The organism is Bacillus sp. FJAT-27001 (genome assembly GCF_019039175.1).
GTDB lineage: Bacteria > Bacillota > Bacilli > Bacillales > Bacillaceae > Bacillus > Bacillus velezensis.
In genome coordinates this window covers 17,701-29,540 of the sequence record NZ_JAHOAA010000003.1, presented here as the reverse complement: position 1 = coordinate 29,540, position 11,840 = coordinate 17,701, and the positions used below count along the sequence as shown (strand labels likewise).

The 11,840-nt window shown below is 46.3% G+C and carries 10 protein-coding genes; all 10 read right to left on the bottom strand.

Going from position 1 to position 11,840, the window contains the following annotated elements:
* Positions 1-13 precede the first annotated feature (13 nt).
* The 10 genes from BGM27_RS10385 to walR all read right to left on the bottom strand — a co-directional run bounded on the left by BGM27_RS10385 (position 14) and on the right by walR (position 11,505).
* Positions 14-1,336, bottom strand: a complete 1,323-nt coding sequence (locus BGM27_RS10385) for a periplasmic substrate-binding domain-containing protein (protein WP_007407889.1) — start codon at positions 1,334-1,336, stop codon at positions 14-16.
* Positions 1,333-2,340, bottom strand: coding sequence for a ThiF family adenylyltransferase (locus BGM27_RS10380; protein ID WP_020954387.1), 1,008 nt, complete (start codon positions 2,338-2,340; stop codon positions 1,333-1,335). The genes BGM27_RS10385 and BGM27_RS10380 overlap by 4 nt, the downstream gene beginning before the upstream one ends.
* A gap of 231 nt (positions 2,341-2,571) precedes the next feature.
* Complete coding sequence (locus BGM27_RS10375) at positions 2,572-3,990, bottom strand: sensor histidine kinase (protein ID WP_007407891.1); 1,419 nt, start codon at positions 3,988-3,990, stop codon at positions 2,572-2,574.
* On the bottom strand, positions 3,987-4,196 hold the full coding sequence (locus BGM27_RS10370) for a winged helix-turn-helix domain-containing protein (RefSeq protein WP_007407892.1): 210 nt from the start codon (positions 4,194-4,196) through the stop codon (positions 3,987-3,989). The genes BGM27_RS10375 and BGM27_RS10370 overlap by 4 nt, the downstream gene beginning before the upstream one ends.
* A 493-nt stretch (positions 4,197-4,689) precedes the next feature.
* On the bottom strand, positions 4,690-5,886 hold the full coding sequence (locus tag BGM27_RS10365; RefSeq protein WP_007407894.1) for a S1C family serine protease: 1,197 nt from the start codon (positions 5,884-5,886) through the stop codon (positions 4,690-4,692).
* An 86-nt stretch (positions 5,887-5,972) separates the two neighbouring features.
* A complete protein-coding gene (locus BGM27_RS10360; RefSeq protein WP_007407895.1) occupies positions 5,973-6,767 on the bottom strand; it encodes an MBL fold metallo-hydrolase in 795 nt (264 codons plus the stop codon).
* 14 nt (positions 6,768-6,781) lie between these two features.
* Positions 6,782-7,621, bottom strand: coding sequence for a two-component system regulatory protein YycI (locus tag BGM27_RS10355; protein WP_007407896.1), 840 nt, complete (start codon positions 7,619-7,621; stop codon positions 6,782-6,784).
* A complete protein-coding gene (gene yycH / locus BGM27_RS10350; RefSeq protein WP_007407897.1) occupies positions 7,608-8,966 on the bottom strand; it encodes a two-component system activity regulator YycH in 1,359 nt (452 codons plus the stop codon). The genes BGM27_RS10355 and yycH overlap by 14 nt, the downstream gene beginning before the upstream one ends.
* Positions 8,956-10,791 carry a cell wall metabolism sensor histidine kinase WalK gene (gene walK, locus BGM27_RS10345; RefSeq protein ID WP_004393106.1) on the bottom strand — a complete coding sequence of 612 codons (1,836 nt, stop codon included), beginning with the start codon at positions 10,789-10,791 and terminating at the stop codon, positions 8,956-8,958. The genes yycH and walK overlap by 11 nt, the downstream gene beginning before the upstream one ends.
* Positions 10,792-10,797: 6 nt before the next feature.
* Complete coding sequence (gene walR, locus BGM27_RS10340) at positions 10,798-11,505, bottom strand: cell wall metabolism DNA-binding response regulator WalR (RefSeq protein ID WP_004393104.1); 708 nt, start codon at positions 11,503-11,505, stop codon at positions 10,798-10,800.
* Positions 11,506-11,840: the final 335 nt, after the last annotated feature.

The window sequence follows — 11,840 nt, the reverse complement described above, 5'->3', positions numbered from 1 at the left end:
TACCCCTTTCCAGCTATCTGCATTTAACATCATGAACAGAAAGGAGCCCGTCAGTCTTTACACTAAAACCCTCTATACATGGATCTTGCAGATACAGACTTTTCCCAAAACAAATTGGGCAATAATGAGTTGTATTCTCGAATAACCCAAAAAGTTCCTTCTTTTTTTCAGATCCTACGGCATCAATGATCGTTTTTTTCTTCCCTGGATCGCTGATGTCGCGGATGAAATATTTGATATAGCTCAGCTCATGCATGTAAGCCGGCAGGAACAAATGGAGCTCAATATCAAACCGGCTTTTATCCATATGGTAATAATCATTGAAATGACTGACGCGGGAGACGGACACGTCCGCTCCGGCCCGCCGAAACAAATCAGCCAGCCTTTCAATGATCTCTCCGTTGGGATAATAATCGGCATAAACGATTCGGATCGGTTCTTCTCTTGTCAAAAGGGGCGGATCTTTCTGCGGTGTCCTCCCGCTTTCCCATATACCGATCAGTGAATCAGTCGGCGTGATGATATGCCCCAAATCCCCGGCCAGCTTTTGTTTATCAAAATAATGCTGAATGAAAGTTCTCAGCATGTCGTCCTTTACCTTGAAGGTAAATAACATCGGCAAATGATTTTCTTTAAAATCAGCATACTGCCGATACCTCATGTTTGAATGATGAAACTGGGTGTGGCAGGTCACGTCCGTTTGATTCGCTTCGTACAGCCCGATGCTTTTTTCCAGATCATCATTCAAAATAAATTGGATGGTCTGAACCGTGCGGTGATCCGCGGGCGTCATTTTATATTGCGGATTCCGCTCAAATTCCAGCCCCTTCTCAAACGTGCGCTTGAATCGGTACGGGCCGTTTTCCGGCACATCGCCCCCGGCGGTCCCAGGAATCAGAAAGCTGCTCTGCAAAACGGCTTCTATTTCATCAGACGGCTCGTCCAAGGTGACTTCAAAGCGTTTTTCGCCTGTTACGTTCACCCCGAGCTGATCGGAAGAGACGAGGCCTTTTACATACGGAACGGCCTGTTTTATGTTCAGGAAACTGCCGAGATGGGGGCTTTGATTTTCTTTCGTCAGATGATAGATGATCGTTTGAACCACACCCTCGGCGTCGCCTAAATAGTCCGGGTGAATGTCCACCTGACAGGTGCGGGGATCTTTGCGGATGATCCGGCAGTTATAGCCGTCCTGCAGACTTTCATACATAATGCTGCACATCATCTTGCTTGTGTAATCCTGCGTATCTAATGGGTTCAAGCGTATCGGGCTTGTGTCGATTTCTATTTTCAGAGGGTCGCCCGGTTTTCTCGCCGTACGATGCATCGTCTTCATAAAGCGCTTTCCTTTTGAGAAAGCTTCGTTTCTGTAATATGAAGGCCGTCAAAGTCCAGGCCGATGCGGGTATTCAGGGATTTCGGGCTTCCGCCTGCAAGGTATGTGATAATGTCATGAGACATAAACGAGGATATAATACCGTTTGTCGCTCCTAAGGAACCTTTGATCGGTTCATCGGGGTAACAGTTCAGAAGTCCGGCCGGCATGTTTTTTTCATAGGTGACGCCGGATTGATAGGATTCAGGCGTGAGCAGAGGCCCCCATTGGCCGCTGAAGCTGCCGACACCCCCGGTCATAAACGCGATATTCCGCTCCTTACAATACCGGTAAACCCATTCAGAAATGTTATGGGGTTTGTCAGCAGCATTTATGACGATATCAATTTCGTACGGATCTAACACACGCAGGTCCTGCGGCTGTGTAATTTCCTTATGGTAAAGTGCTGCGTCCGCATGGGGATTGATACCCGCAATATAATCTCTGCATTCTGAGATCTTTAATTTGCCTACAGAAGATTGATTATAGACGAATTGTCTGTTCAGGTTATGTACTGATACGGCATCGAAATCAATGAGAATAAAATGCTGCATGCCCGCCGCCAAAAGGTTTTGAAGAATGATCGTTCCGACGCCCCCCAGACCCACGATCGCTGCCCTGCTGCCGTCTAATCTCTTTTGGATCAGATTGGGGTTTTGGTTGTATTTCTCAAAATGGTACAGCTGCTTTTCAGTGATGCGGCCTTCACGGCCGTTTTGCCATGGCTCTATTAAAGCATCCAATTTCATTAACGCATCGAAAAACTGGTTTCCCGCTTCCTCTCCCAGAAGATCAGAAAGCTCTTGTTTTTCACAGCCGATGATCAGCCGTTCAACCGCCTCTTTGATCTCACTCGTATGCGCAAGCTTAATCGCCTTTCGATATTGAATGATAATATGCGCCGTGTAGGTCAGCACCTGCACGCTGTCTTTAAACTTCCAGCGCTTACAGTACGTTGACATCATGACATACCCCCTGAAAGATAATAACTCCCCAATGAGGGGAGTCACGGCTTTACTAGCAACGATGCACCAAGCTTGCTGTTTCTGTATCAAGATCAAGTTCTTCAATCTTCATCAGTACACACCCCCTTTACCAATAACTAGATATTATCACCAATATTGGAAAAGGACAAGTTATTTTTTGAAAATTTAGAATTTACATATAAATTGTGATATTTCTTCCTGCTTCCCGGTTTATCCCGGCAGCCGGATGATGAACACGGAGCCTTTTCCCTGCTCACTTTTCACTTCAATTGTTCCGTTGTGACTGTCGATAATGGTTTTTGTAATGGCAAGACCCAGCCCCGCGCCGCCGGATTGACGGGATCGGGAGGTTTCCGCCCTGTAAAACCGGTCAAACAAATGAGGCACATGCTCCGGAGCGATTCCCGTTCCGTTATCCGCAATCATAAGCATGATTCCTCCGTCTTTCTGCAGGGAGACGGTGATGACACCCGTGTCTTCATCCGTATGCTGCACCGCATTGTAAAAGAGGTTGAGAATGGCCTGCTTCATTTTGTCTTTGTCAAAAACGGCTTCTATCTTTTGATCGACAAAGAACTCGAGCTTCCGGTTTCTCGCGAGCAGCTTCAGCTGAGCCTCCATTTCCAAAATGACGTCTCCCAATGCGCCTTTTTTCATTTCAAAGCTCGGCGCCCGGTCAATCTTCGCGAGAAACAGAAGATCCTCTATCAGCTTATTCGCCTTGGCGGATTCCGCGTACATGCTTTGAAGCGCTTTTTCTTTCTGCTCCGGCTTCTCCGCCGCTCCGCGCATTAAAATTTCGATAAAGCCGTGAATGGAGGTAAGCGGCGTTCTCAGCTCATGTGATGCGTCTGATACAAACTGCCGGATGCGCTCCTTCTCTTCTTTTTCCGCCTGAAAAGAGGTTTCAATCCGTTCCAGCATCTGATTGATGGAGATGCCCAGCGACTCAATTTCTGCCTGCCTTTTATCAATCGGCAGCCGTTTATCGAGACTGCCGGCATGAATGTCATCCATCATACGCACAATGCGTGATAACGGCTTGAGTGTAAGCCGGATCACCGGCAAGAAAACAAACAGTCCGATGACCAAAGCCGCAAAGGAAAGCACCGCAAAAATGCTGATCTGGCGGAAAAGCGAATCATTCAAAGGCTGGGTCAGCGTGCTCATCTGCACAACTCCCGCCTGCCTTCCGTCAACGGAAATCGCCTGAAACACGACGATGATTTCCTCACCCGCCTCATTGTGAGCCACCTGATAGTGAAGCGCCATGGTGTCTGTCAGCGCATCCCGGTACACTTTTTTCGGAAAAGAAGGAGCGGCCCCCGCGTGCGGGTCTTCTGATAAAACAGACATCTTGTATGATTGATTGATAAAAGCAACCGTCACCCCGGGGTAAATCAAATTCGGATGAGCCGGTGTTTCGGAACGGGCAAGGGTTTTGATTGACCTCCATACGCTTTGATCCATTGAATTGATATCACTCTGAATGCTGATCGCCTGATTTTCATACATCGTCCGTGTCATAAACATGTACTGAGTACCGCCGATGAAACATAACAGCAAAGCCAAAATCGCCAGTGACCTGAACAGGAGCTGGAACCGCAGGGTTCTGTACAGCCGTTTCATGCCAGATTCATCCTGTACCCGGCGCCCCGAACCGTGCGAATCACCTTGTGCTCTTTGTCCTTCAGCTTTTCGCGCAGAGAACGGATGTACACCTCGACGATATTGTCTTCCCTAAGGACCGTTCCGTAATGAAGCCCCATCGTTAAAGAATCAATGAGTGCAGACTCGCCGTCTGCACTCAGCTTGATGCCTTTCAACTTTTCCATGATGCAGTCTCTCCTTAGATGTATCAGCCTGTGTTTATTTTTTTCGCTTCCCCTTCTATTATTCGCTTTTATCTGAAACAAAACGGAATCTAAGCTGAATTGGTGAAAGGAAACGCTGAAAACGGAGCCATCTGCAAATAAAAATCATTATCTGCCGCTTCAATTCAGCAGCACCAGTTCTAAGTTCATGTCTGCCTTTTTCTAAATATACCCATTTTTAACTGAACGTGTTGTGACCCGCGTTCAGTTCTTTTTTTATGGCTTCTGAAAAAAGGCATAAAAAAAGCGCCCTGAAAAAGGACGTTTGATATGACATGTTTCATGTTCTTAAATTCTGCATTCTAAAATAATTCTTCCTTCACATTCACCTTCAATTTCATTCAATACGATGATCACATCAGCCGTTTTCATGTGTGTCACCTCCCGTTTTCATAATAGTATAATATTAACAAATAAATCAATAAAAAACAGCCCGGTTGTCCGGGCTGTTTTTTTATTTCTGTAATCGATCCGCTTCTGTCAGTTTGACTTCCGCTGTTTTTTTCTTTCCCGAACGGTAGAACGTGATGTTCACACGGTCACCGATCTTTTTGCGATACAGGCGCTCACGGAGATCCACAACGTCATTGACCTTATGTCCGTCGAACCCGGTGATCACGTCGAGCTTTTTCAAACCCGCTTTTCCGGCCGGTGAAAACGCGTCGACACCCATAATGACCGCCCCGGTTTTAATGCCTTTCGGAAGTTTCAGCGTCTGGCTCCAATGGTAGCTCGCAATATCCGTTAAGGATTTCATCTCAATACCGAGGAAAGGCCGTCTGACTTCTCCGTATTTTTCTAAATCCTGAATAACGGGAATGACAAGCTTTGACGGGATGGACAGGCCGATGCCTTCAACGGCGGATTCAGCGATCTTCATTGAGTTGATGCCGACCACCTTGCCCGATATATCCATCAAAGCGCCGCCGCTGTTGCCGGGATTAATCGCGGCATCGGTCTGCAGCACTTCCGCATTCCAATCCGGCTGTCCGTCGCCGTTTGAGTCAACGGGCACCGCCCTTTCCGTGCCTGAAATGATCCCCTGTGTCACTGATCCCGCAAATTCAAGCCCGAGCGGATTTCCGATCGCAATGACCGGTTCTCCGACTTTGACCTGATCAGAATTGCCGAACTGGGCGGCCGATTTGATTTTATCAGACTTCACCTTCAGCACGGCGAGATCCATCAGACGGTCGCTCCCGATCAGCTCAGCAGGCACGCGTGAGCCATCCTTCAGGCTGATCTCAATCTCAGTCGCACCTTCAATGACATGGTGATTGGTTACGATATAAGAAGTGTTTCCGTTCTTTTTGTAAATGACGCCCGACCCGCTTCCCGCTTCGCCGCCCTCTCCCCAAATATCGGTCTTTTGGATATTGAGAACACCGACTACCGAATCTGATACACGGCTGACCATATTCGTGACAGCGTCATTGACATTTACGTTGACTGTTTTCACCTGTTCGCTGCCGAGACGCTGGCTGGTGCTTTTGCTGCTTTCTCCATGGTCTCCGCCTGTCCAGTACGGCAGCAGGAAAGCCATGAGCGCGGCCCCGACGATGACGCCGATCAGACTTGATAGAAAGTACCCTCTCTTGCTGCGGCGGGGCTGTTCGGAGGCGTACTGTTCATCATCGCGATTATAATCCACCCTATCTCAAATCCTTTCAAGAGTACTCGATTTGCTTATAGTGTGGGTCAGATCGCGGATTAATAATCATGATTCATTTGGAAAAATTACACGGCGCACAGCGGCGTCGGAATTTTCGGATCGGTATCAAATAACTGAAACGTTTCCCCGGCGACAAATCCTTTCGCAGCCAATGTCTGCTGCACGGACATTCTCGCCAGTTCCTTCATATTGTTGTCTTGGCTCAGATGCGCCAAATAGATGCGCGATGTGCCGTCGCCGATGACATCAGTCATGGCGAGCGCCGCATCTTCATTCGAGACGTGGCCGACATCGCTTAAAATCCGCCGCTTAATGCTCCAAGGGTATCTGCCCATTTGCAGCATGCCGACATCATGGTTGCTTTCAAACACAAATACATTGGCCGAACGGATAATGCCTTTCATTCTGTCGCTCACATATCCGGTGTCCGTCATCAGCGCGAGCTTTCTGCCTTGGTAATGGAAAACATAAAACATCGGCTCGGCCGCGTCATGAGAGACGCCGAATGACTCAACATCAAGCCCGCCGAAGGATTTTACGCTTTCCATCGGGAACAAAAACTTTTGTCCGGTATCCAGCTTGCCGATCTGATTCTCCATCGCTTTCCACGTCTTTTCATTGGCGTAGACGGGAAGTCCGTACTTTCTCGCAATGACGCCGAGCCCTTTAATATGGTCGCTGTGCTCGTGAGTGACAAAGATGCCGTCGACGTCGTCTATCTTGCGGCCGATTTTCTCCATCAGCCCGTCCATCGCTTTACCGCTCAGGCCGGCATCCACCAGAAAAGAGTGCTCCTCTGTCTCCAGATAAAACGCGTTTCCGGTACTCCCGCTCGCAAGCACGCTAAATTGCAAGCCCATTGTGTCTCACTCCATTATTTATTTTGATTGTTATCAATGACTGTGCTTTCCAATGCATTCACAGTGTACGTTTGCTGTGTCTTTTTCTTCGTCCCTTTTGACTTATCTTCAATTGTAATTCTCCATACCGGCGCCAGCACCTGCGTACTTGTCAGCGGGTATTGGGCAATATAGCCGAACTTGACGCTTTTAACGGCGCAATTCGCTTTTAAGTAATTTTGAGAATACAATAATTCGACCGCATCCAGCTCAGGAATCAGGCTCTCCGTCTGGATCCGCTTGAATGACTCCAGCATGGTCTGCTCGTAAGATACGACCTCGTTTTTATCGTTCAGATGCAGAATCACCTGTCCGATCGCATCCGTGGACGAGTCAAAATCCTGATAAATCAACTGGCCGTCATACATCTGGTAAAAAATGATCTGTTTTTGATCCTTGTCGACTTTCCACAGTTTATATTTTTCACCGCCGGTTATTTTAGAGCTGACGAGCGATTCCGCATCCTCCTGCGGTTTTTGCTTCGATAAACCGACCGGATCGGTAAATTTCATTTTCAGTGTGGTAACCTTGTGATCCTCCGCCGGCATCTCCATTAAAGGCTTTTGATCTTTCAAAGCATCAATATCTTCAGCGGTAAATACCTTTTGGCCCGCCGTCAGCCGGTAGCCCGTCGCGGAATCAGAAGACAGGTTGCCGAATGTGATATGATCCATCTCCATGTCTTTTTCCACATTTGAATTTTTAATCACTTCGTATTCACTGCTCGAGCGTTTTTCAAAAAACTGATAGCCGAGAAAAATATCGAGGATGAGGAAGGCAATGATGAAGATTGTTTTTGTCTTATTCCACTCCATTATCGTCCTCCTCCTTCCCCAGCAGATCTTTCGTAATCGGGACGATCTTCCCGTTGATTTTCATACTCCAGACGGGTTCCAGTTCAACAAGATCATTCGTTGACGAAGATACCATTTGATAGGACAGGAAGATCTGGTCGATTTTATTCACGTCGTATTTAACCTGCTGCTCCAGCAAAGACACAACCTCATTGCCGCTCATCATTTTCACGTCTTTTGTTTTAATCGGATTCGGTCCGAGAACATAGTTCGGCCGCTTGTAGCTGAGAACCTCGTCATTGGCCCATTGCAGGGTCAAAACAGGTCCGGATCCGAAAGGCTTAGACGTGCTGTTGATCACAGGCATTTGGTCTTTAAACATGTAGAAACTCAGCTGCTGGTTATCACTCACATTGAAAAATTGATAATGATCCGTCCAGCTTCCCGTATCCTCTAAATATTTATAGCTTTTCTTAATCAGCTCACCCGTTTGGTAAGAAGCGCTTTGTGCCAGGTTCCGATGCTGGAATTGAATCTGCCGCTGTGTCGAATTGATTTCCAGACGGCTGATTCCGTCAGTCAGCACATTCCGATTGTAATTCGGGTCTTCTCTGACCGTGCTCGGATCATTAAAAAGCGTCTGCTTAAACAGGTTCGTCTTAATGGTTTCAGTGATAAATTCTTTTTCCTTCATATTAAACCGCGCATTCGGCATGAGAAATTCTTTGCTTTTTCCGACCGAATAGAGGTGGTATAACGGCATACTCGACTTTTTGCTGTACAGCTCATTCATCAGATTGCGGTAATTCGCCGATTCCACAGTCACTTCCAAAATCAGCTGCTTGCTGTACGAGACCATGTAAATCTTCTTATTCGTCTTATTCTCATTAAACGGAATGACAATATGGTCAAATGAGCTGTATTCCATTGACGGATTCGACCATTTAAACATTGTTTGGAAGAAATCAATCGGAATGGTGTCATTGAATTGCAGATCGAGCTTTGCCGAATTGCCGTTTCTGCCGTAAAGCCAATTTTTAAAACCGAGCTTGTCGTATTGATCGGAAATATCCTTCATCCCTTTTACTTCCCATTGCGGCAAATCCGCCCACAGGTCATTAAAGAGCGTCTCATCATCCACTTTATAATGAGAGCCGTTTGTATGAATAAACATATCCCGGGGTTTTACCGTTTGCGACACTTTTTGGCTCGTTTTATCAATTTTATGCTTTTCCCGGACAGTCGATTTGGTTGAGGCCGTGCCTTCTGAAAAATTGGGCTGGAATGTCCAAATTCCCCATGTTAAAACAAGACTAATGACGACCAGCACTGACAGTATGACTGTTTTTATATTTTCACGCCTCATCCCAATCATCCTCTTGCTCTTCTTTATATGGAAGAGTAAATGTAATCTTCGTTCCTTTGCCTTCTACACTGTCGGCCCAAATGTCTCCGCCGTGCGCCTGAACCATCTCTTTTGCAATCGCAAGGCCGAGTCCGGTGCCGCCGAGTTTTCTCGTGCGCGCTTTATCCACTCTGTAGAAACGGTCAAAGACTTTTTCCACATCTTTTTTCGGAATGCCGATACCTTCATCTTTTACGCTGATATAAAGCAGCTCTTCTTTCTCATTCACATCGACTGAGAAAGTGACATGTCCGCCTTCCGGTGAGTATTTCAGTGCGTTAGAAATGATATTATCGAGAACCTGCGTCACTTTATCCTGATCAATCTCCACGTACAGATTTCTGTCCGGCAGCTCGCGGATAAATTCGACATGCTGTTCTTTTGTCATTTCAAAACGATCGATAATCAGTGACATAAAGCGGATCATATGAATCCACTCTCGATTAAACTGATAATCTTTGCTGTCGAATTTAGAAAGCTGAAGCAGGTCGTTCACCAATCTGATCATGCGCTCAGTCTCATTTTGGGTCACCATTAGGAAACGCGGAGCGATATCTTTATTTTCCCACGCGCCTTCTGCAAGCGCCTCTAAATAGCTTCGCATGGTCGTCAGCGGTGTCCGCAGCTCATGAGACACGTTGGCAACGAACTCTCTGCGTTCCCGATCGAGTTTTTCCTGTTCGGTGACATCATAAAGAACCGCGATTAAACCGTCGATTTTTCCGTGCTCTCTCTGAATAACGGAAAAATTCACCCGCAGTACAGTCGTTTCATCGTCACGTTCGATCTCCAGCAGCATTGAATCCTGCTGTTCTACTAAATCCTCAAATGTAAAGTTCTCTTTTATGCCCAATAAAGACGTAATCGGCATCTCTAAAGCCGTTTCACGTGAAACATTCAGCAGCTCAAGCGCAGGGCTGTTTAAAAGAATAATAGCCCCGTTGCGATTCGTAGCGATGACACCGTCCGTCATATACGCGATAACGGAAGAAAGCTTTCTTCTCTCCCCTTCCGTCATGGCTTGGGCATCTTCAAGCTCTCTCGTCAGATGGTTGAACGTCGTTGCGAGCTGACCGATTTCATCATGCCCGTATTTCCGCACCTTTCTGGAGAAATTCCCTTTTGCCAGTTCCATCGCCTGCTTACGCATATCCGACAGCGGATGGGTAATGGTGCGGGCGAGAAATATACCGAGAAGAGCCGTCAGAACAAGGGCTAAGCCTGTTCCTGAAGCAAGAATCGAGTTGACGGTTTTCATCTGGTTAAAGGTATCTTCCATACTGGCCACGACATAAATCGCGCCGACAACTTCCTGATTCTCTGTGACGACAGGTTTTGCTGAAATCAGCACTCTGTTTTTACTTTTAGGATCATAATATTTTTTTGAATAGGCCTGTTTTGTTGAGAAAATCCGTTTAAAAATCGGGTCAGTCGTCTGTTTCCCCGCTATTTCCTCGCCATAAGGCCTCGAAGAACCGACGACCTCATAGCTTTTATCAACAAATGTAATTTCCCGTATTTCATTATTCTTCGTAAAATCATTCAAAATCCGTTTGACGTCATCTTTAATGACGGTGCTGTCATTATCTCCTTTATATTCCTGCTCAATATAATAGGATAGATTGTCAATGCGCTGATTTAACGATAATTCATAGGACTTGAGAAGAGAATTCTCCACCTGTTTCACAAAGTACACGCCGATAATCTGCATGGCGATGATAATGAGAAGCACATAGATCAGCGTGATCTTAAACTGAATCGACCGAAAAAAACCAACCTTATTCATCGCCGGTTAGTCCTGTTCAGGGTTTCTCAAGTAATAACCGACACCCCGTCTTGTGACGATCCAGTTCGGATGGCTCGGATTATCCTCGATTTTCTCACGGAGACGGCGCACTGTTACATCCACCGTTCTCACATCACCGAAATAGTCATAGCCCCACACAGTCTGCAGCAGATGCTCACGCGTCATAACCTGTCCGATATGTTTGGCTAAGTAATGAAGCAATTCAAACTCACGATGAGTCAGCTCGATCGTTTCTTCTCTTTTTGATACGACATAAGCGTCAGGGAAGATGACGAGAGAACCGATATGAATGTCATTAGAAGCTGATTCTTCCTCAGCCGGCGCAACCGTAAGCTGGCGGCGCAGGTTCGCTTTGACGCGGGCCAGAAGCTCACGCGTGCTGAAAGGCTTCGTGACATAGTCATCCGCTCCGATTTCAAGCCCGATGACCTTGTCAATCTCCGAGTCTTTTGCCGTCAGCATAATAATCGGCATATCATATTTTTTCCGGACTTCCCGGCACACTTCAACTCCGTCTTTATTCGGAAGCATAATATCTAAAAGAATTAAATCAGGCTGAAGCTCCTCCACCATTTCCACGGCTTCGTTTCCGTCGTACGCACAATGCACGTCATAGCCTTCTTTTCTTAAATTAAACTCTAATATATCTGCAATCGGTTTTTCATCATCGACTACAAGGATTTTCTTATCCATCATCTTGATTTTCCTCCTGCCAGAATGACTTCATTTCATCTATTGATGTTTCATGATGATCACAATTCGGATCGTGAAAAACGTTCCCCGTCTATTATAACGGTTTCAGGTCAAAAGATAAAAAAATTAAAGAGAACAGCGCAAAAACGTATTGAACTGCCATCCTTTTGTCATGTTTTTTATTTTCTTTTAAAAAATAATATTTTTTTGAAACCTCACGAAAAAAAACGCCGTCTAGTGTTTGACGTCTTCTTCTGGGCCGGCTGAAAAGCCGGCTCTCCCTTTTTTATAACAAAAGAAAAAACGCACCTACTATTGCAGATGCGTTTGGGTAA

Excerpts from the sequence above, each read along its gene's own strand:
- BGM27_RS10385 (WP_007407889.1), bottom strand. The coding sequence starts at position 1,336 with ATGAAGACGATGCATCGTACGGCGAGAAAACCGGGCGACCCTCTGAAA.
- BGM27_RS10380 (WP_020954387.1), bottom strand. The coding sequence starts at position 2,340 with ATGATGTCAACGTACTGTAAGCGCTGGAAGTTTAAAGACAGCGTGCAG.
- BGM27_RS10375 (WP_007407891.1), bottom strand. The coding sequence starts at position 3,990 with ATGAAACGGCTGTACAGAACCCTGCGGTTCCAGCTCCTGTTCAGGTCA.
- BGM27_RS10370 (WP_007407892.1), bottom strand. The coding sequence starts at position 4,196 with ATGGAAAAGTTGAAAGGCATCAAGCTGAGTGCAGACGGCGAGTCTGCA.
- BGM27_RS10360 (WP_007407895.1), bottom strand. The coding sequence starts at position 6,767 with ATGGGCTTGCAATTTAGCGTGCTTGCGAGCGGGAGTACCGGAAACGCG.
- BGM27_RS10355 (WP_007407896.1), bottom strand. The coding sequence starts at position 7,621 with ATGGAGTGGAATAAGACAAAAACAATCTTCATCATTGCCTTCCTCATC.
- yycH (WP_007407897.1), bottom strand. The coding sequence starts at position 8,966 with ATGAGGCGTGAAAATATAAAAACAGTCATACTGTCAGTGCTGGTCGTC.
- walK (WP_004393106.1), bottom strand. The coding sequence starts at position 10,791 with ATGAATAAGGTTGGTTTTTTTCGGTCGATTCAGTTTAAGATCACGCTG.
- walR (WP_004393104.1), bottom strand. The coding sequence starts at position 11,505 with ATGGATAAGAAAATCCTTGTAGTCGATGATGAAAAACCGATTGCAGAT.